The sequence below is a fragment of the Pseudomonas sp. Root71 genome (assembly GCF_001429045.1).
Classification (GTDB): Bacteria; Pseudomonadota; Gammaproteobacteria; order Pseudomonadales; family Pseudomonadaceae; genus Aquipseudomonas; species Aquipseudomonas monachiensis.
This window is the reverse complement of record NZ_LMHY01000004.1, coordinates 133903-155040: the sequence shown is the minus strand read 5'-3', so window position 1 is coordinate 155040 and position 21138 is coordinate 133903. Positions and strand designations below refer to the sequence as shown.

Sequence of the window (21138 nt, the reverse complement as noted above, 5' to 3'; positions counted from 1 at the left end):
TGCCGTGGCCGGGATGAGTGTTGCCAACAATAAAATAAACAAGAGACGGAGCGACCATGAACTTGAACACCACCCGGGCCTTGCGCTCATTGACCCCGCTGGCGCTGTTGGGGGCGCTTTCCACCCCAGCGATGGCGATCCAGGTCACCGACAACCTCGATCTCGGCGGTGCCGTCCGGGCGCGTTGGGACTATGACCCGGATCGTGACATCCAGAAGTTCAACTTCGACACCGCGATCCTCAGCGCCAAGTACAACTCCGATACCTGGATCGGCGAGGCCCAATACCGTTTCTACGGTCGAGCCTACCCTTATGAGTACACAGAGAATGTCGGTGACGTCCAGTTCGCCGAATTGGCGTGGATCGGCTACAAGTTCAACCCCGACCAGCAGGTTCAAGTCGGCCTGAACCAGCTGCCGTTCGGTTTGCAGCCGTACTTCGGCAGCACGTTCTACCAAACCCTGGGCAGTGTCATAGGACTGGAAGACATCGAAGAAGTCGGTGCCAAGTACATCCAGCAAAGCGGCGACTGGAATATTCAGGCCGGTTACTACCTGCGCCCCGCCTGGCAGGGTAAAGGCACTAGCAACGGTGAAACCTACTCCACCGTGGTCTCCGAAGCGGACAGCTATGTCACCGACGGCAGCAACAACCAGGAACGCAACACAGTGGTCCTGCGGGTGGCCAAGGCGCTGGACCTGGGGCCGTGGAAGTCCGAAGTCGGGATCTCCGGCCTGACCTCGTCCCTGGAGAACCGCGACACCAACAACGATGGCCGGCGCAATGCCATGGCGGTGCACTACGTCGGCAAGAACGGCCCATGGGGCGTGCAACTGCAAGCCGCGCGACAGCAGATGTCCCCGCGCAACCCCGGCACCGATGAATTGGTGACTTTCGGCAGTTACGACGCCACCTTCAACGTCGCCAGTCGCGGCAACTTGTACGTGGCGGATGTGAGCTATGACGTCAGCGGCAAGTATCTGTTCGATCAGATCAGCGGTGTGAAGCTGTACGCCAACTACAGCGCCTTCGATAAATCCGCGGACGATTTCAAGACCTCGCAACGGATGATTTTCGGCACGTCGTTCTCCCTCAGCAAACTATGGATCGCCACGGAGTGGTTGTACGGCAAGAATGATCCGGTCATCGGTGGCGGCAGCCTCACCCAGAGTCTGGGGGCTGGTGGTAGTAACCAGTGGGAAAACCAGTTGTACATGAACATCGGGTATTACTTCTAATCCGGATTTTTTGGCAACAGCCCTAAAGTCCTCTTCGCGAGCAGGCTCGCTCCCACAGGGTTAGCGCATAACCTGTGGGAGTGAGCCCGCTCGCGAATACCCCAAACAACACTTGCATCAGCCCCTGCCAGAGGCGTCAGATAGACCGGCATCGCAGCTTCAGCCAAGCGGCGCTGGGTCTGAACGTTACCCAAGACGCGGTCAGCCGTCAGATCAAGCAGCTCGAAGACTACCTCAGTGAGCCCTGTTCATTCGCACGCCTCGCTGTCGCCCGGGCCTGGCGCTGAAGTCAAAACTGCTGATCCTCGATGAGCCTACGGCGGCGCTCGACGTGTCGGTCCAGGCCAAAGTGCTGCAATTGCCCAAGGCGCTGCAGACCGACAAGCGATCCGTCCCTGAACACCCGCGCCGTGCGTGAGTACCTTGAGGCACTCAGTAAAGAGGCTCTGGCCGAAACGCTACCGAAGCGCCTATCGCTGACTGATCTGGACCGCTGCTCCATGAGGCCCTGCGTTTTTCGCCTGTTCCGCGAACTATCTGATCGATACCGAGCACGGCGTCATCGTGGATGCGGGCGGACAGCGTAGCGGCAGATCTGGTCGTATCTTGTCTTCCCGTCACTCTTAATCCCTCAGCACAACGTTTACACTTAACTGCTCCGCACCCTCGAAGGAATCTCCCCGGTGAACGTCAACGACGCCAGTTTCGAAGAACTGCTCAACGCTTTGCATGACGGCGTCTACATCACTGATGGCGACGGCAAGACGCTGAAGGTCAATCAAGCCTATGAGCGCCAGACCGGGCTCAGTGGTGCTGATCTCATCGGCCGATCCATGCAGGAGCTGGTGAAGGAGGGCGTTCTTTCGCAATCGGCCACACTGCGTGTATTGCATGAAGGTCGGCCGGTGTCGGTGATGCAGAGCCTGAGTCAGGGCAAGAAATTGTTAGTCAGCGCCACGCCGATTCTCGACGCTGAAAACCGGATTTCATATGTTGTCAGTACCGTACGCGACATGACTGAACTGCTGCGCATGAAACACGAGCGCGATGAGTTGCAACAGCTTAAACAACTGCGCAACAGCACCGCCAAACTTCATGCTGGTCAACGAGACAGCCTCCTGCGTTCTCCGCTTATGGCCGATCAGGAGGTTTCAGGCCGCGTCTTCTCGCTGGCCCGGCAGGTTGCCAGTAGCTCGGTGAAGGTTCTGCTTCAGGGAGAAACCGGTGTCGGAAAAACCCTCGTAGCGCAATTCATCCACAACGCCAGTCCGCGTGCCAGTGAACCATTTCTCGCGCTCAACTGCGGTGCACTGCCCGAGAATTTGATTGAAGCCGAGCTGTTTGGCTATGCGCCTGGAGCGTTCACAGGCGCAGGCCCCAAAGGCAAGCGTGGCCTGTTGGAATTGGCGCATCATGGAACATTGTTTCTCGACGAAATTGGTGATTTGCCACTGCCGGTGCAGGTCAAGTTACTCAAGGTGATCGAAGAAAATCGCTTCATTCCGGTCGGTGGCCTGGAGTTGAAGGAGGTCGACGTGCGCATCATTAGTGCCACCCACCACGACCTCAAGCGTCTGGTGGCAGAAGGTCGTTTTCGGGCTGATCTGTATTACCGGCTCAACGTGGTGCCGATCAACATTCCAGCACTGCGCGAGCGTCGTGAGGAGATTCTGCCGCTTCTGCATTACTACCTCGATAGATTCAATGTCCGTTATGAACGCCAGGTTCAATGGAGTCTCGAAGCCCTCGATCTGATGAGCGACTACGCCTGGCCCGGCAACATCCGCGAGTTGATCAACATCGTCGAACGGCTGGTGGTGACCAATCAGACCGGGACTATTGAGGCACTGGACATGCCTGAGGAGATCCTCGACCTCAACCCGCTGAATACCGATGACAGCCGCTTACCGCTGCGCAAGATATTGGAAAACGCCGAGCGCAGTGCGATTCGTGCCGCGCTGCGTGTGCACAAGACCACGCGCCTGGCGGCCAAGGCGTTGGGCGTGAGTCAGGCGACCGTGGTGCAGAAGATGAAACGCTGGGAACATTCTGATTAGGATTCTAATCAGCCCCGAATAAATCGATCAGAAAACTAATCGGGACTGACCGGTAAAAACCCTCTTATTTTCGTGTGAACTGCGTAAAGGCCCATGCCACAGGGCTTTGCGGGTATTGGCACGTCTTTCGCTATCTCATATGGCACGTCTTCCAATAAAACAACATCCACTGGACGAGCACTATGAACATCTCTGCTTTTAAAATCGCGAACAAATTGATCACTGGACAAGGCGCTATCGAGCAGCTTTCGGCTGAACTGACCCGCCTCAATGTCAAAAACCCGCTGATCGTGACAGACGCCGTTCTGGTTCAGTCCGGCACTGTGGACTTGGCGCTGGCACAGTTGGGTGGCCGCTGTTACGGCATTTTCGATCAGGTCAAACCGGAGCCTGAAATTGCCATTGTTGAGGACTGTACCCGCACCTATCGCGAGGGCAGTCACGACGGGTTGATTGCTGTGGGGGGCGGCAGTGCAATCGACATCGCCAAAGGCGTCGCAGCGTTTGCCGGACATGAAGGCCCGCTGGCCGAACTGTTCGGTGTCGATCAGGTGAAACGCAAAGGCCCCGTGCTGATTGCCATTCCGACGACCGCTGGCACCGGTTCGGAAGTGACCAACGTGGCCATCTTTTCTGATAAGCAAGCGAAGCTGAAGAAAGGCATTGTCAGCGACTACCTGCTGCCTGACGTAGCGTTGGTCAGCCCGATCATGACCCTGACTTGTCCACGCAGTGTGACGGCGGCCAGCGGTGTCGACGCGCTGGTGCATGCGGTCGAGTCCTATCTTTCGGTGAATGCTTCGCCCATCACTGATGCCATTGCGCTGGGTGCGATCAAGCTGATCGCCAAGGCGCTGCCCAAGACTTATGCCAATCCGTCCAACCTCCAAGCCCGGGAAGACATGGCCACCGCCAGCCTGATGGCCGGCATGGCCTTCGGTAACGCCGGGGTAGGCGCAGTGCATGCGCTGGCGTACCCGTTGGGCGGCCGGTTCAACATCGCCCATGGTGTCAGCAATGCCTTGCTGCTGCCGTACGTGATGGAGTGGAACAAGATGGCCTGCGTCGAGCGCTTCCGTGACATTGCCGAAGCCATGGGCGTGCGTGTCGCCGACCTGAACGACAAGGATGCGGCGGATCAGGCTGTCAAAGCCATGGCGGATCTATGTGCCGCGGTGGATATCCCAACCGGTATGCGCAGTTTCAACGTGCCTGAGGATGCCATCCCGGCGATGGCCGAAGAGGCCAGTAAGATCGACCGCTTGATGCGCAACAACCCGCGCAAGTTGACCGCCACCGATATTGAGAAAATCTACCGCGCAGCCTACTGATCCCGAAAAGCCGCGACGCCCCAGCCTGCCGGTTCGGGCGTCTGCCATTACAAGACCAATAAAACAGGTGCACTCAATGTCCAACACTACTGCGCAACGGAGCGAAAGCCCGTACATCCCGCTGGGTCCTTTCAAGGTTCGGTTGCCGTTTGTTCACTACAAAATCGAGCTTCCGGACTACCTTCAAGGCTTGCTGATGTGTGCCGTGGATCTGGCCGCCATTCCGCTGATGACCGAACTGCTCGGCATGCCATTTGAGGTCGCACTGGCCGTCGTGATGCTCAACGGCTTGCTTTACCTCGTGCACCATTTGCTCGGTGACCCGACCGTACCTGGCTGGATCACCCCGGCGGTACCCCTGTTGATGGCTTACTGTGCTCAATTTCCAGTGGGCCCGGAGCGTGTCCACGCCTTGATTGCCTTCCAGTTGATGTTGGGTTTTTTTTCAATTGCCCTAGGGGCGACCGGGATGGCGAAGAAGGTTGTGGAATATGTGCCCTCGGCGATCAAGTCAGGGATTATCGTCGGTGCCGGCTTGAGTGCGGTGATCGCGGTGTTCCAGGTTGGCGGTAAATTCAATGTGCTGCCCTGGACCGTTTCCATTGCGGTCGGCATCGCCTTCTATCTGATCTTCTCCCAGCACTTCAACGAACTGAAGCAGCGCAACCGCTTCTGGTGGAACTTCGCCAAGCTCGGCATCTTGCCGATCATTCTGTTGGCAGTGGTGATTGCGCCGCTGTTCGGTGAGGCGCCATGGCCAACCATTCAGTGGGGCATCAGCAAACCGGATTTCGCCGGGCTGTGGAGCAACTACACCGTGTTCGGTCTGGGCATGCCGCCACTGTCGATGTTCATCTCCGCGCTGCCGACCATGCTGGCGGTGTACATCATTGTCTTCGGCGATGTGCTCAGTGCGAAATCGCTCCTCGATGAGGCAGAAACTGTCCGCACTGATGAAGTCGTCGACTACAACGCCGATCGCTCTCACCTGATCTTCGGCGCGCGTAATGCGTTCATGAGTATCTTTGGCCCGGATGTCGCCATGTGCGGCCCAAAATGGGCGGCGATGCTGGTGGTGGTGATCGAGCGTTTTAAAGGTGGGCCGAAGGCGATGAAATCGATCATCGGCGGTGTCGGGTCGTTCCGTTGGGGGACCAACACCGGTCTGCTGTTGTTGCCGGTAGTGACTCTGGTACAGCCGATTCTCGGTGTTGCCCTGTCGCTGACGTTGCTGATCCAGGGTTATGTGAGTGTGCGTCTGGGCATCCTTGAAGCTCGTAGCCAGCGCGACTTGGGTATCGCGGGCGTGATCGGCGCGGTACTGGCGATCAAGGGTGCGAGCTGGGCATTCGGGATTGGCGTTGTGTTGTGTTTGCTGATCTACGGCAAAAACTTCTTCAAAGGCGAGGTGGATGGGACATTTGCCAAGGATCTGAAGGCGGCGGATACCAAGCCGGCCAAAGGTGCTGAGTCGCCCAAGACTACTAAAAAGGTAGCAGAAGAGGCTATGGCTGACTGACAGGCCTGAGTCGCTCAATCTGACACTATTGCGGTGAGCTTCCTCCCACAGGTTTTGTATTGATCACGTCATCTGTGATCAACACTCATCCATTTGTGGGAGGAGCCACGGGCTAACTCCAGCCACGCCCCACGAAAGAAAGTTCGCCTTGCCTTCGCCATGCGAGCGATACCTTCCAGGTTAGCGATGGTGGTCGGGTTTCTGCGATCGTGAAGCTGTTAGCGTCAAGTGTGTCGCAGAATATGCGGGGAGGAGGGTACCTCCGACAATTCGCAGTCGTACTTCCACCGAGACGAATAGACAGATACAAGCTGTCGTCTCTATGCTGGCAGCGACTTTACAAAAACAATCAAAAAAGCCATGAACCGTACTGCTTACTTCTGCTTGCTGCGCAACTGGCTCGCCCGGCCGCACGGCAGCCTGGTGGCACGCTATACCTTGCTGTCCGTCTTTGTGATGAGCATCGCCCTCATTATGCTGGCAGTGCTCTATGAGCAATTGGCCAAAGATTTGCTCAATCGCTTGACTGGTGAACGTCTGGACGCCCAGGCCTTGTCCACAGCGAACCGCTTGTCTTCATTTCTCGATGATCGCTTTTACCAGGTCTCGGCATTGTCCAATCACCCGAACATGCCGGGGTTTATTGCCGATCAGTCCGCCCCGGGCAGTGACGTGGAGTCTTTGCTCAAGATCGAAGCGGATTTTCCGTTTCTGTATGGCGTGTTGTTTTTCGATGAACAGGATCATTTGGTCAACGTGCTGCCGGGGCAAGCCGCCTCTGGTGAGCCCTATTGGACCAACACTCATTGGTCTATCGCCGGACTGCCGATCCAGTGGGTCGGTGATATCGAAGTGATCGGGCCATTGCTGGCCGAACCCGGGCGCTCGGGTGGCTTCTTGATCCGCAAGACCATCCGCAATGGTCGCACCGATCACCGCGTGCGCATCGCCTTGCACCTGCGCCTTGCATCGCTCACCGAGTTGCTCGTCAGTGCCGGGATGAGCGGGGTGGTTGCGCCGCTGCTGCGGGTGCCAGGCGGTGCCTTTATCGACCCCACCGGGCGCGCGGTCGAGGCGCCGAATCAGTGGCGTGACGGCCCCCAGATAATTCCCGGTTGGCAACTGGTGTTCAGAGTGCAGCCTGGGGCCATCCTTAAGCCGTTGAACGATGCACGCTGGTGGTTGTACTGGATAGCTGCTGGTTTTATCGTGTTTATCCTCATAGTGTTTTTTACTCTGTCCCGACAGTTGCGCTCGCGGGTCAGCACCTTGTTACAGGGCGCTCATCAGTTGTCCATGGGCGACCTCAGTTATCGCCTGGCTGAACAGCCCCGTGACGACGAAATCAACCATGTAGCGCGGGCGTTCAATGTAATGGCCGCGCGCTTGGCGGATGTGTTGGAAAACACTGTGCGGACAGAAAATCTCGCGGTACTGGGGGCCTTTGCCACGGGCGTGGCCCATGAGGTACGCAATCCCCTGACAACCATGAAAACTACAGTGCAAGCCTTGCTGCGCCGAGAAGAAGAGCCCGAGCGACGCCACTTGCTGATCGACCTGGGCAAGGAAATCGACCGCTTATCCCATGTCACCAGCGATCTGTTGGAATATGGGAGGCCTCACCCGGCTCAACCCGAGGTGGTTGCCGTCGCGTCGTTATTCGAGCAGATCGTCCGGCTGGCAGGGCCGGACGACCCGCAATTGCTGTGCGAAACAGAACCAGGCTTGCAGCTTTACGTCGACCCGGACCAGATCCGGCAGATCCTGGTCAACCTTTGTTTGAATGCCTTCCAGGCCTGCGACAACCAGAGCCCCGTGCGCCTGTGCGCCCAAATATGGGGTGGGCAGGTGCGAGTCATGGTCATTGATCAGGGATGCGGTATTTCCGAGGCGGACTTGCAGCGCATCCGCCAACCGTTTTTTACCTCCAAGGCGCGGGGTACCGGGCTGGGGCTAAGCATCAGTCAGCAACTGCTGGATGCCAACGGTGCGCGCATGGACATTATCAGTACGCTTGGCGTAGGGACTCAGGTGATCCTGGACTTCCCCGCGCCCCCAGGGAACGAGGCGAAGTAAACCACCGATGTCTGACATTCACGTTTTGATAGTAGATGACGAAGAGGCGCTGGTGCGCTCCCTCAGCTATGCCCTGCGCGGTGAAGGAATGCGCATCAGCACGGCCGGCAGTGGTGAGGCGGCGCTGGAGTTGTTGGCGGGGGAGACCACCGGCATCGATATCGTGCTGCTTGACCTCGGCTTACCGGGCATCGATGGCATGGCTACGTTGGACGGTATACGCCAGGTTCACGCACGACTGCCGGTGATCATGATTTCCGCTCACGGTGACACCCGCGCCGCCGTACAGGCAGTGAAAAGCGGCGCCACTGACTACCTTACAAAACCTTTTGAACTCGACGACCTGCTGGCGGCCATCACCAGCACCTTGTCATTGGCCAGATGCGAAGAGCCCGCAGTGGCGGTGAGTGATGAACTGGCCGCTGGCCTGCTCGGTCATAGCCCGGCGATGAGCACCTTGCACGCAGCGGTGGGGCGCATTGCCCGTAGTTCCGCAACGCGGATTTTGTTGCTTGGAGAATCCGGCACAGGAAAGACTTTGGTCGCCCAAGCCCTGCACAACCATAGCGGGCGGGGCGGGCAACCGTTTATCGAGGTCAACTGTGCGGCATTGCCGGAGCAGTTGATCGAGGCAGAGTTGTTTGGTTCGGAAAAAGGCGCGTATACCGGCGCTCACCAAAAGCGTGCCGGGCTGGTCAGTCAGGCAAATGGCGGCACGCTGTTTCTCGATGAGATCGGCGAATTGCCGCTGGCGCTTCAAGCCAAGCTCCTGCATTTTCTTGAGAACGGCAGCTACCGAGCCGTGGGCGCCAGTGCTGCGAGTAGCGCGGATGTGCGGGTGGTGGCGGCAACCAATCGGGATCTGGCCGATGACGTGCAATCGGGACGGTTTCGTGAGGACCTGTTCTATCGCCTGAACGTGATCACACTGGATATTCCTTCACTGCGCGAGCGCGGTGAAGACGTGCTGTTGCTGGCCCAGCATTTCGCTCGGCGCCAGGCTGTAGAGGAAGGGGTCGAACCGATCCGCTTCCTGCCGGACAGCGCCCAGGCATTGGTCCGTCACCGCTGGCCGGGGAATGTGCGCGAGCTTAAAAACCTGGTAGAGCGCTTGACCATACTGTCACCGGGGCAGGCGATCAGCGTGGCGATGTTGCCTTCAGCATTGCAAGGCCTGCAGATCGAGCCACTGGTACTGGGCGAGCAGCTCGAGCTCGCCGAGCGTGATCTGGTCACCGATGCTCTAAGCCGCGCATCGGGCCATAAGGGCCTGGCAGCAAGCCTGTTGGGGATTTCCCGGCACGCGCTCAAGCGCCGTCTGCATCGCCTGGGACTGGATCGCTCGACCGAGCGGTAACCGCTCAACAATGCGCGCAGGTTGAGCGCCAGGCGCTCAATGCAATCGTCGCAAATCTCAGTAGCCGCTGCCGAGGCAAATGGCTGCGATCAATTTCAAGCGCGCTCACCCCGGGCGCCCAGGTATGCCTGGCAGACTGCATTTCCAGGCTGGCGGCCGCTATGCGTCCGATCACAGCCACTTGCCTCGGCAACGGCTACAAGCGTTTCAGCAGTTCTGGCACACCCTTTGCTCTATCCCTCTGGCGAACTAACAAGAGGCGTTGCCAACGCCCTAAAGGATACTTATGTCTCTGCCACGTCCATGGTTTTATTGCTCGCTCACAATGTGCAGTCTTTTGCTGAGCGTTGTTGCCTCGGCTCAAGTCGGCCGCGTGGAGTTGGGCGCGGCCGCCTCTCAGGCAGACCTGACGATGGGCTGCCTTTACCCGATGACCGAGCGCGCAGCGATCTACGGCCAGGACAGCATCGCCGGCATCCAGATTGCCCTAGGCGAGTTGCAGGCGCAGCGTGAGGCCGGCCAGCAAGTGCCACGACTGCGCGTGATCATCGATGACGATCAGTCCAAGGCTTCCTATGGCGTAGGCCTGGCGAAAAACTTCATCCATCAGGACGGTGTGCAAGTGCTGTGCGGTATGGTCTCGTCCGGCGTGGGGCTGGCGGTCAGTCAGTTGGCCAAGCGCGAGAAAGTACTGATGATCGGCACCGACCATGCGTCCTCGCGCATGACCCTGGAAAACGGCCACCCGTACTATTTCCGCGTCACCAATGACACTTGGACCTCGATGGCCGCCGGTGCCCGCTACCTGCAAGCCCTGCAACAACAAACCGGATGGAAACGCCTGGCGTTCATAGGCCCGGATTACGAATACGGCCACGTGTCCCGCGATGACTTGCACGAGGCCTTTGCCCAACTGGGTGTCAAGTTCGAAGACGTCACCGAACTCTGGCCACGCCTGTATGAGCCTGACTACTCCGCCTATATCGCCGCTCTGGAACAAGCTAAACCCGACATCATTGTCTCGGCCCTGTGGGGCGGTGACTTCCAGGCCTTCGTCAAGCAGGCAGCAAGCACCCGGTTGTTCGCCACCTCGCGCCTCGCCAACTTCGACACCGGTGGTAACTACGATTTCTTGGTGTCCCTGGGCGACCAGGCCCTTCCGGGGCTGATCCTCTCGGCACGGCACCATAACAACTGGCCGGATACGCCGCGCAATCGTTCCTTTGTCGAGCGCTTCCAGGCCATCAACGGTCGCTACCCGACCTACGCCGCCGAAGGTGCCTACACCGGTGTCATGGTGTTAGCCAAAGCCTATGAAAAAGCGCTGGGCAGCACCGACTCCCAGGAGTTGATACGTGCCTTGGAAGGCTTGGAAATTGCCTTGCCAGAAGATCCGCCCGGGTTCGTCTCAAGGATCGATCCGCAAACCCACCAGATTCAGCAGACCCAGGCAATCGGCACTCCGGTGCTCAATAGCGATTACCCGCCCGCCAAGGTGATGCTGGGTAATTGGGTGGTGTATTCCGCCCAGGAACTGCAGCAGAACAGCGCAACCATCAAGCGTCGAATGAGCGCTGAAAGCCCTAACTCGAAAAAGAGTCGTCCCGAGAGTCCCTAGTCAATTCATCAATCGAAAGTGGAAGCACAGATGAACAATTATAAGAAAAACATACTGAAGCACCGTTTGACCCTCGCCATTACCGCTGGCGTGGCCCTGTCCATGGGTTCCTCGGCCATGGCTGCCGAGAACGGTAAGTTTCGTATCGGCGTGGTGACTTTCCTATCGGGCCCAGCAGCCGGGCCGTTCGGCGAGCCCTCCGCGAACGCCGCCAAAGTGCTGGTGGAAGGGCTAAACCAAGGCAAGCTCCCGGCGCCTTACAACACCATTGGTATCAACGGTGCCGAAATCGAGGTGGTGATCATCGACGAAGCGGGCGGCGCGGCTAAACAGGTCGAAGAGTTCCGTAACCTGGTGCAGCGCCAGAAGGTCGATGCAGTGGTGGGCTACATTTCCTCCGGCGACTGCCTGGCCATTGCGCCTGTGGCCGAAGAGCTGGGGGCCATGACCGTGTTTTACGATTGCGGCACTTCTCAGCTGTTCAATGAAGACAAGACACCGCAGTTTGTGTTCCGCACCGGCCTTGATGCGGCCGTGGACAATATCGGCGCCGCCCGTTACCTGACCAAGACCCGCCCCGACGCGCAGAAAGTTGCCGGCATCCAGCAGAACTACGCCTTTGGACAAGACAGCTGGAAAGACTTCACCCACTCCATGGAGCAGTTGATGCCCAAGGCCAAGGTGGTCGAGTCGCAGATGCCCAAGGTCTTCCAGGGTCAATACGGCGCCGAGATTTCCGCTCTGTCGGTCAAACGCCCGGACATCATCCACTCCAGCTTCTGGGGCGGTGACATGGAAGCGCTTGTGTTGCAAGCCAATGCCCGTGGATTGTTGGAAGACGCCACCGCGGTCCTGACCTGCGGCGAGTCCGCCCTGGATCGCTACAAGGACCAGGCTCCCAACGGCATGGTCATAGGTGGTCGTGGCCCGTTTGGTGCGTTCGCGCCAGATAACGAACTCAATCGCTGGTTCAAGGACAAGTACCAAACCACGTACAACACCGCGCCAACTTACCCGGCGAGCAAAATGGCCCAAGCCATTCTCGGCCTCAAGCACGCAGCGGAAAACGCCAAGGTTGAACAGGGCAAGATCCCCGCGCCGCAGGAGATCGCCAAGGCGTTCAAGGGCGCGACCTTTGAGTCGGTGTCCGGCACTGTGCAAATGGCTCGCGCCGGGGGGCATCAGGCGATGCAGGGCATTTCCTATGGCGAGTACCAATTCGACAAGGCGAGCAAGACAGGCAGCGTGCAAAACGTCATCGCCTTCTCCGGCGAATGCGTGACTCCACCAGACGGCACTCCCGCCCTGGAATGGATCAAGGCTGGCTTCCCCGGTGCCCAGTGCAACTGATCAATCTCGATTGATTGTTCCGAAGTGGCGGCCCGTTCGGCGTCGCCACCTTTATGCCAAGGTAGGACCTCTATGATGAGTCTTTTCGCGGTGCTGATTGACGGCACCATCTATGCCTCGTGGCTGTTTTTGGTCGCGGCAGGGTTGACGGTGATCTACGGGGTCATGCGGATCCTGAACATGGCCCATGGCAGTTTTTATGCCATTGGCGCCTACACCGCAGCTTCGCTGGTGGGCTGGTATTTCAATAACGGTATTGGCCCGGTCTGGGCCGGTTACCTACTGATGCTTGGCTGTGCCCTGGTTGCTGGGATGATCGTTGGCCTGATTATCGAGCGCGGGCTGCTCAAGTTTATGTACGGCCGAGACGAAGTGCTGATGGTGATCATCACCTACGCGCTGCTGCTGGTGTTGGAAGACACCATGAAAATGATCTGGGGCGTGAACCCCTATTTCGCCTATCAACCCTATGCCGAAATGGGCCGTAGCGCCTTGGCCGGGCTGAAGGTTTCCAATTACGACCTGATGCTGGTAGGCGTTTCGCTGGTGCTTGGACTCGGCTTGTACCTGTGGCTGGAACGCACCAACCAGGGCAAGGTCCTGCGGGCTGTGATCCACGACCGTGAAGTGGCTATGGCCATGGGCGTCAACGTCAAGCGCATGTTCACCCTGGTCTTTGTGTTGGGCACCATGCTCGGCACCTTGGCCGGTGCCTTGACCGCTCCGGCTATTTCCGTAGCGCCGGGTATCGGCGTGGAAATTATCGTCCTGGCCTTCGCCGTGGTGGTGATTGGTGGCATGGGCAGTATCGAAGGAGCAGCGGTAGGCGCCTTGCTAGTAGGGCTGAGCCGTGCGGCGGCGGTGCACTATGCGCCGGAATTCGAACTCTTTGTGATTTACGGCGTCATGGCGCTGGTTCTGGCGGTACGTCCGCAAGGTCTGTTCGGCCGCGTGTTAGCGAGGAAAATCTGATGCGCATGGATAAAACAGAACTGATTCTGCTGGCGGTTGCAGCGCTGCTGGCCGCCGGTGGCTGGATTGCTCCGCAATGGCTGGTGTTTTTGCTGACCATGGCGTTGGCCAAGGCCATGGTAGTGCAAGGCGTGGTGATGCAGATGCGCGCCGGTCTGGTGACCTTTGGCCAGGGCTTGTTCTTCTGCGTTGGCGGCTATGCCGTGGGCATGAGTGGGCATTTCCTAAATATCACCGACCTAGTCGTGTTGCTAGTGATCGGCGTTGGCGTCGCGGTTTTATTGGCGATGATTCTAGGCCTGCTGATGACCCGCTATCGGGAGATTTTCTTCGCCATGCTGTCGTTGGCGTTCTCGATGATCCTCTATGGCGTGCTGGTGAAAAGCTCGGCCCTGGGCAGTACTGACGGCTTCAACGTCAAGGCCTGGACCCTGTTTGGCTGGTCGCCAGCCGCAGGGCAAGGACCGCTGGTTTTGTTCATGATCATTGTTGCCAGTTCGACGGTGCTGGCTGTGTTGCTGCATCGCTATAGCCGCAGCAATGCCGGGATGATGTGTGAAGCAATTCGTGAAAACGAAGTGCGTGTCGAATACCTCGGGCAGTCCCCACGCTGGGTGCTGTACATGAACTACGTAGCCGCCGCAGCCGTTTCGGCATTGGGCGGTGGTTTCATGGCCTTGTCCGCCGGGCATATCGATCCGGAAATGGCCTACTGGATCACCTCCGGTGAGTTCGTGTTCATCGCCTTACTCGGCGGCACCGCCCACGTGGCGGCACCCTTTATCGCCGCCATCGTGTTTGCCGTGGTGCGCACTTACGCCATCGAACTGGTGCCCCATAGCTGGCAGATGATTCTGGGCTTCACCTTACTGGCGATCATCGTGTTCCTACCCAAGGGCTTGTGGAGCCTGTTTACCGGTAACGCTAGGAGGGCTAAAGCATGACCTGCATTCTCGAAACCCAGGGTCTGTGCAAGGAGTTTGGCGCTGTCACTGCAGCCAAGGACGTCAATGTGCGGATCAACAAAGGGGAAGTGGTCGGTGTGATCGGTTCCAATGGTGCCGGCAAGACCACTTTCATCAATATGGTCACAGGTTACTTGAAGCCGAGTCGGGGCGAGATCCTGTTCAATAACCAGTCGATCATTGGTCGCACGCCTCGAGCGATTACCCGCTCGGGCATGGCCCGCTCGTTCCAGGTCGCCCAACTGTTTGCGCAATTGAGCGTGCTAGACAACCTGCTGATTGCGGTGGCGGCGGCCGAAAGCCCGTTTCCAGCGCTGCTTGTGCCTATGCGCAGCGCCTCACGGATTGCCCGTGCCGACGCCATTCTTGTCGAGTTCGGCATACCGCAATGGCGTGACACTCTGGTCACCGCGGTACCGCAGGGGGTGCGCAAACTCATCGATATTGCCATGGCGTTGATTGGTGATCCGCAGATGTTGCTGCTCGACGAACCCACCAGCGGCGTTAGCGCCGAAGAGAAAACCGCGCTGATGGACACCGTGATGCGCGTCGTTGCCGAGCATCAAGTAACCGTGCTGTTCGTCGAGCATGACATGGACGTGGTACGCCGCTATGTGTCGCGCATTCTCGCGTTCTACAGCGGTGAAGTCCTGGCCGACGGCGCCCCGGAAGACGTCTTGGCCAATGCCCGGGTGCAGGAGTTCGTCACTGGCGGCGCCAAAGCCCACGACAAGGCGCAAAGGAGTGCCGTGAAATGAGCCTGGAAATTCGCAATCTCAATGTATCGATTGAAGGTATACCGATCCTCAATGACGTCTCGCTGTCCATCGCCCCCGGGCAAATGGTCGGTCTGATCGGCCACAACGGTGCCGGTAAGACCACCTTGATTCGCGCCATCATGGGTTTGTTGCCCACGGACCGCGGCGAGATGTTTTTTGGCGGACAGGACCTGCGCGCGCAGCCGGCTTTTACTCGCGCAGCAGCGGGTATCAGCTACTTGCCCGAAGACAGACGCCTGATTCCGTCCCTGACCGTGGAAGAGAACATCATGCTGCCAGTGTGGGCCAACAAACTGGCCGACAGCAAACAGCGTTTGGACTGGGTCTATAGCCTGATTCCAGAGATCGCCCAGTTCCGTGACCGCAAGGCGATGCAGTTGTCCGGTGGTCAGCAGAAGCTGGTGGCCATGGCCCGGGCACTGATGCCGGGCAATCAACTGTTGATTCTGGACGAACCTTTCGAGGGCGTAGCGCCGGTCCTGTCCCGGCGTTTAAGCGAGGTGATTGCCAAGCTGGGCCAGGAAGGCCTGTGCGTGTTGATCTCTGAATCCGATGACACACATTCTGCCGACCTGGTCGATGCGTTGTTTCGCATCGAGCGCGGCAGCGTGACAGCAGGGTAGGGCAGATGTATGTCGACATTTAACTTTGAAACCACGCCACGTGTGATCTGTGAGATCGATGGCGCGTTGCGCCTGGGCACCTTATGCCGCGAGCTAAAGGCCGAGCGGGTATTGCTGGTCAGCGATCCGGGGTTGTTGCGCGCCGGTTTGCTCGATGCACCCTTGCGAGCCCTGCACGAAGCCGGGGTCGAAGCGACACTGTACAGCGATGTTCAGGCCGATCCACCGTCGGAATCGGTACAGCACGCGGTGGATGCCGCCCGTAACTGCCGTGCCCAAGCAGTGATCGGCCTGGGCGGTGGCAGCTCCCTGGACACCGCGAAGTTGGTAGCCTTGCTCTGTGGTCGCGAGCAGGTGCTGGAGTCGATCTACGGTATCAACCTGGCCCAAGGCCCGCGTTTGCCATTGATCCAGGTGCCGACCACGGCAGGGACGGGCTCGGAAGTGACGGCGGTAGCAATTGTCACCACTCCCAGCCATGAGAAAAAGGGCGTTGTCAGCCCATTGCTGTATCCGGATATCGCGCTGCTGGACGCCCGACTGACCGTCGGCCTGCCTGCAGCTGTCAGTGCCATGACCGGTATCGATGCCATGGTCCATGCCATCGAGGCCTACACCAGCGCGCACAAGAAGAATGTGCTGTCCGATGGCCTGGCAATGCAGGCGTTGCGCCTGCTGGCGGGTAATCTGGATCGGGTCCTGGCGACGCCTGGGGATTTACCGGCTCGCTCCGACATGCTTCTCGGCTCGATGCTAGCGGGCATGGCCTTTGCCAACTCGCCGGTGGCGGCGGTGCATGCCCTGGCGTACCCATTGGGCGGCCACTTCCATGTGCCCCACGGCTTGAGCAACGCCTTGGTGCTAGTGCCGGTGCTGAACTTCAATCGTCCGGCAGCCGAGGCGCTGTATGCGCAACTGGCGGCGGCAGTGCTGCCAGGGCAGCGCTTTGCCAGCGAGGCGTTGGCCTGCGATGCCTTTGTTGAGTTCATGACCCGGTTGGTGGGACGCATGCCGTTTGCCCAGCGGCTACGGGATGTGGGCGTGACTGCCGACGACCTGGATCGCCTGACCGATGACGCGATGAAGGTCGAGCGCCTGCTTATCAATAATCCGCGCCCGGTAACACGCCAAGATGCCCGCGCCATCTATGCCTCGGTGCTGTAAACAAAAAGGACTGACCGATGAATTATGAATTCAGAAGCGTGCCGCGCATAGTCTGCGAAGCGGGCGCGTTGCACAGCGTGGGCAAGGTGCTCAAGGATCTCGGTGCGCAACGGGTGATGCTGGTGTGCGATCCTGGCATTGTCAGCCTGGGTTTTGCAGTTAAGGCCCAGGCCTCGCTTGAGGTGGCTGGCTGCGCAGTCACAGTGTTCGACCAAGTGGTTCCCGACCCTTCGTCCGCCGTGGTCAAAGAGGCCGCCGAGCAGGCCCGACAATTCAAGGCCGATGGCGTGCTGGGCCTCGGCGGCGGCAGTTCCTTGGACGCCGCCAAACTGGTGGCGTTGTTGATCAACAGCGAACAGCCTTTGGAGGAGTTGTATGGAACCGACAAAGCCCTGGGGCAGCGGGTGCCGCTGGTGTTGGTGCCGACCACGGCAGGCACCGGCTCTGAAGTGACTTGGGTCTCCGTCATCACTGACGAGCAACAGCGCAAGCAAGCGGTGTATTCGTCGCAACTGATGCCGGACGTGGCGGTGCTCGACCCGCAACTGACACTCGGACTGCCGGCCAGGGTCACCGCCGCCACCGGTTTGGATGCCATGGTGCATGCAGTCGAGGCCTACACCAGTCGCACACGCAAGAACCCGATTGCCGATGGCTTGGCCACCGCCGCCTTGGGATTGCTGAGCGCCAACCTGCGCAAAGTATTGGCCAACGGTCAGGACGTGGTGGCGCGTACGGCGATGCTGCAAGGCTCGCTGATGGCGGGCATGGCCTTCGTCAACGCCTCGGTGGCGGCGATTCATGGGTTGGCCTATCCGCTAGGGGCACGCTTTCACATTCCCCACGGCCACGCCAATGCCCTGGTGATGGCGCCGGTACTGCGTTTCAACCTGAGCGCGGCGCAAAGCCAATATGCGGAGCTCGCGACGTACCTGTTGCCGGGCCGCCATTTCGAGCACGAAGCCGAGGCCGCCGAAGCCTTTGTTCAGGCAATTGAAGTGCTGGTGGCCGACAGTGGCCTGGAAACCCGGCTGTCGAAACTGGGAGTGGACGAACCCGCCCTCACCGAAATGGCCAACTCGGTGGTGGTGAACCTGCGTCGCCTGATCGACAGCAATCCCAGGGACATGACCGAGCAGGACGTAGAAGCCCTCTACCGCAGCATCTTCTAACCGACTGACGCGCATCGCCCATTAGCGTGCGGTGCGCCGAAGGGATACGCGCTCTGATTCGACAGTGTGTATCCATTTGTCCCTCCCTTTATTCACCTCGTCTGCCAACGCGGAGGGGAGGGTTTTGTGTGCTTTTTTAACCATGAGTATAAAAATAATGAACTGCTGCAATAAAAACAGCCGCATGTTGGCACCTGTCGTCGGTACCTATGTCTTAGGGCTGGCGCTGGCCGCGTCTGCCTTTCCGGCCGTTGCCGAGGGCTTTCTCGAAAACGCCAAGGCGAACCTTACCTCGCGCAACTTCTACATCAACCGCAACTTTACCAACCCGGCTTACCCGCAGAGCAAGGCCGAGGAGTGGACTCAGAGTTTTATCCTCGACGCCAAGTCCGGCTTCACCCAGGGCACCGTGGGTTTTGGTGTGGACGTGCTGGGGCTGTATGCGCTCAAACTCGATGGTGGTCGCGGTACCGCCAACACCCAGTTGCTGCCAGTGCATGACAATGGCCGTCCAGCCGATGATTTCGGGCGACTGGGCGTGGCGTTGAAGGCTCGGCTGGCAAAAACTGAGCTGAAGGTCGGCGAATGGATGCCGGTACTGCCGATCCTGCGTTCCGATGACGGCCGCGCCCTGCCGCAAACCTTCCGCGGGGGCCAGGTGACTTCCCAGGATATCGACGGTTTGACCCTGTACGGTGGGCAGTTCCGCGGCAACAGTCCACGCAACGACGCGAGCATGGACGATATGTCGATGACCGGGAGGGGCGGGGTTACCTCCGATCGCTTCAACTTTGCCGGGGGCGAGTACAGCTTCAACAGCAAGCAAACCATGATTGGCCTGTGGAATGCCGAGCTCAAGGACATCTACAACCAGCAGTTCATCAACCTGGTGCACAGCCAAACAGTGGGTAGCTGGGTATTGGGCGCCAATCTTGGCTACTTCATCGGCAAGGAGAGCGGCAGCGAGCGGGCAGGGGAGCTGGACAACAAAACCGCCTCCGCCATGTTCTCGGCCAAGTATGGCGGCAGCACCTTTTACCTGGGCTTGCAGAAAGTCAGCGGCGACAACGCCTGGATGCGGGTCAATGGCACCAGCGGCGGCACCCTGGCCAACGACAGCTACAACTCCAGTTATGACAATGCCAAGGAGCGGTCCTGGCAGTTGCGTCACGACTTCAACTTCGTTGGTGTGGGCATTCCCGGGTTGACCCTGATGAACCGCTACATCAGCGGTGAAGACGTACACACCGCGACTGTGAGTGACGGCAAGGAGTGGGGCCGGGAGAGTGAGTTGGCCTATGTGATCCAGAGTGGCAGCCTGAAAAACCTGTCGCTGAAATGGCGCAACAGCACCCTGCGTCGCGATTACAGCAGCCTGGAGTTCGACGAGAACCGTTTGATTATCAACTACCCCTTCTCGGCGCTTTAATACGGCTAAACAGATCGCACGCTACGCCAGCGGCTACAGACTTTTGTAGCCGCCGCTCGTTTGTCATTAAGCGAGCACTTTCATTTCAATGTTTTGTATGTCCTGAGCGGTAAGGACGCAAGGCGCATTAGTCGTGCGCTTCAATAACCACCGTGACTGAAAAGGAAAACATCATGACTGCTGCAGTTCCTAAGATGGATGATTTTTTGAAGGACGCTCCTTCTAACTGGGGCAAGTGGGGCGCGGAAGATGAAGTTGGCTCTCTGAATTACCTGACCGCTCAAGAAGTCATGCGCGGGGTTGCGCATATTAAGACGGGAAGCGTATTTACTTTACAGCGTATGATCGGTGATCCCGCAGGCGATCCGGTTTGGCCAGGCCGTACCCCGGCGGAACGTACTATGGTTCTCGATGAGTCAAGCTGGGACAATGATCATGGCCCATGTTATCCCGGCGGGTTGCACTACGCTGATGACAAGATCGACGCGTTCCTGCAAGGCTCCACGCAATATGATGCGCTTGGCCACCTCTGGTACGGCGGGAAAATATGGAACGGCTACGACGCGCGAACAACTGTGGGTGGCCTCGACAAGGCCAGTGTCGCACCTATCGGCGAGCGAGGAGTGGTCGGGCGCGGCGTATTACTGGATATGGCACGGCATCGTGGCAAGCGTATGCTGGATAAAGGTGAGACATTCACTCACATGGATCTTATGGCGTGCGCAGAGGCTCAGGGCCATACGATCGAGCCCCACGATATCCTGATTATCCGGACTAACTTCCTTCAAGCTTTCTATGAGCAGGGCGAGGCGTTTTACGACGGATTCTGCGAGCCAGGCCTTACATATTCTGAGGAGCTTGTTCGATGGTTCCATGACAAGGAAATTCCAAACCTTGTCACCGATACCATCGCCAATGAGGTCACGACAGACCCAGTATCAGGTGTGGCTCTGCCACTACACTGCGCTTTGATGCGTAATCTTGGTATCGCCTTTACGGAGATCTGCGACCTGGAAAAACTAGCCGAAAGTTGCGCTAAAGACAGGCAGTATACTTTCCTTTATGTGGCAGCCCCGCTAAAAGTACATCGCGCTGCCGGATCACCGGTCAATCCGGTAGTGATCAAATAGTCGTTTATGCTGGGGCAGGGTTACTCCTGCCTCAGCATAAGTGAAAGTCGCCGATTTCTGTCTCAATCTAGTACATTTGCTGGCTCAGTGATAGAGATAATCAATCTGTAGCTGGGCGAACTCTATGGCTTCTTTGTGAGTGTCTGCCTCCATTGTTTTTTGCCAAGTGACTGATACAGATTCGCGAATATGCTTATAAGCGCACAGCTTAGTTAGTGAGCTGAGCTGTTAATCAATTAATTCAATGTTAATAACGCTCGGCTTCGCCTTATGTACTTAAACGCACAGTATATCGTTACCGGTAGATCAATGAATTAACTGCTCAGGACACTAGAGTGGGCGGATATGCTCGCTTTAG

General features: G+C 58.3%; 16 protein-coding genes and 2 pseudogenes. All 18 read left to right on the top strand.

Annotated elements, in window-relative coordinates; all coding sequences use genetic code 11:
• Window positions 1-56: 56 nt before the first annotated feature.
• The 18 genes and pseudogenes from ASD95_RS06220 (at window position 57) to ASD95_RS06145 (ending at window position 20780) form a co-directional block, all read left to right on the top strand.
• Complete coding sequence (locus ASD95_RS06220) at window positions 57-1238, top strand: hypothetical protein (protein ID WP_056723389.1); 1182 nt, start codon at window positions 57-59, stop codon at window positions 1236-1238.
• A gap of 116 nt (window positions 1239-1354) precedes the next feature.
• Window positions 1355-1503: pseudogene (locus ASD95_RS28395) on the top strand (LysR family transcriptional regulator); the annotation flags it as partial.
• Window positions 1504-1621: 118 nt separating this feature from the next.
• Window positions 1622-1856 (top strand): annotated as a pseudogene (locus ASD95_RS28390) (IS5/IS1182 family transposase); the annotation flags it as partial.
• 65 nt (window positions 1857-1921) lie between these two features.
• Window positions 1922-3295: a sigma-54 interaction domain-containing protein gene (locus tag ASD95_RS06215; RefSeq protein ID WP_056723387.1), complete on the top strand. Its 1374-nt coding sequence runs from the start codon at window positions 1922-1924 to the stop codon at window positions 3293-3295.
• 182 nt (window positions 3296-3477) lie between these two features.
• Entirely contained in the window at window positions 3478-4626 is a 1149-nt protein-coding gene (locus ASD95_RS06210) for an iron-containing alcohol dehydrogenase (RefSeq protein WP_056723386.1), read from the top strand.
• A 76-nt stretch (window positions 4627-4702) separates the two neighbouring features.
• The gene (locus tag ASD95_RS06205) at window positions 4703-6145 is read left to right on the top strand and encodes a hypothetical protein (protein ID WP_056723384.1); all 1443 of its coding nucleotides are present in this window, start codon (window positions 4703-4705) and stop codon (window positions 6143-6145) included.
• A 360-nt stretch (window positions 6146-6505) separates the two neighbouring features.
• Complete coding sequence (locus ASD95_RS06200) at window positions 6506-8221, top strand: sensor histidine kinase (protein ID WP_056723382.1); 1716 nt, start codon at window positions 6506-6508, stop codon at window positions 8219-8221.
• Window positions 8222-8228: 7 nt separating this feature from the next.
• Complete coding sequence (locus ASD95_RS06195) at window positions 8229-9578, top strand: sigma-54-dependent transcriptional regulator (protein WP_056723380.1); 1350 nt, start codon at window positions 8229-8231, stop codon at window positions 9576-9578.
• A gap of 286 nt (window positions 9579-9864) precedes the next feature.
• Entirely contained in the window at window positions 9865-11196 is a 1332-nt protein-coding gene (locus ASD95_RS06190) for an ABC transporter substrate-binding protein (protein ID WP_082562927.1), read from the top strand.
• Window positions 11197-11226: 30 nt separating this feature from the next.
• Window positions 11227-12546, top strand: a complete 1320-nt coding sequence (locus ASD95_RS06185; RefSeq protein ID WP_056723376.1) for an ABC transporter substrate-binding protein — start codon at window positions 11227-11229, stop codon at window positions 12544-12546.
• A gap of 75 nt (window positions 12547-12621) precedes the next feature.
• Window positions 12622-13518 carry a branched-chain amino acid ABC transporter permease gene (locus ASD95_RS06180; protein WP_201783883.1) on the top strand — a complete coding sequence of 299 codons (897 nt, stop codon included), beginning with the start codon at window positions 12622-12624 and terminating at the stop codon, window positions 13516-13518.
• A complete protein-coding gene (locus ASD95_RS06175; RefSeq protein ID WP_056723368.1) occupies window positions 13518-14462 on the top strand; it encodes a branched-chain amino acid ABC transporter permease in 945 nt (314 codons plus the stop codon). Before ASD95_RS06180 ends, ASD95_RS06175 begins: the two co-directional genes overlap by 1 nt.
• Window positions 14459-15241 carry an ABC transporter ATP-binding protein gene (locus ASD95_RS06170; protein WP_056723366.1) on the top strand — a complete coding sequence of 261 codons (783 nt, stop codon included), beginning with the start codon at window positions 14459-14461 and terminating at the stop codon, window positions 15239-15241. Before ASD95_RS06175 ends, ASD95_RS06170 begins: the two co-directional genes overlap by 4 nt.
• Complete coding sequence (locus tag ASD95_RS06165; protein ID WP_056723361.1) at window positions 15238-15885, top strand: ATP-binding cassette domain-containing protein; 648 nt, start codon at window positions 15238-15240, stop codon at window positions 15883-15885. The genes ASD95_RS06170 and ASD95_RS06165 overlap by 4 nt, the downstream gene beginning before the upstream one ends.
• A 9-nt stretch (window positions 15886-15894) precedes the next feature.
• Complete coding sequence (locus ASD95_RS06160) at window positions 15895-17049, top strand: iron-containing alcohol dehydrogenase (RefSeq protein WP_056723359.1); 1155 nt, start codon at window positions 15895-15897, stop codon at window positions 17047-17049.
• A gap of 17 nt (window positions 17050-17066) precedes the next feature.
• On the top strand, window positions 17067-18221 hold the full coding sequence (locus ASD95_RS06155; RefSeq protein ID WP_056723358.1) for an iron-containing alcohol dehydrogenase: 1155 nt from the start codon (window positions 17067-17069) through the stop codon (window positions 18219-18221).
• 184 nt (window positions 18222-18405) lie between these two features.
• A complete protein-coding gene (locus tag ASD95_RS06150; RefSeq protein WP_056723433.1) occupies window positions 18406-19650 on the top strand; it encodes an OprD family porin in 1245 nt (414 codons plus the stop codon).
• Window positions 19651-19823: 173 nt separating this feature from the next.
• Window positions 19824-20780, top strand: a complete 957-nt coding sequence (locus ASD95_RS06145; RefSeq protein ID WP_056723356.1) for a cyclase family protein — start codon at window positions 19824-19826, stop codon at window positions 20778-20780.
• Window positions 20781-21138: the final 358 nt, after the last annotated feature.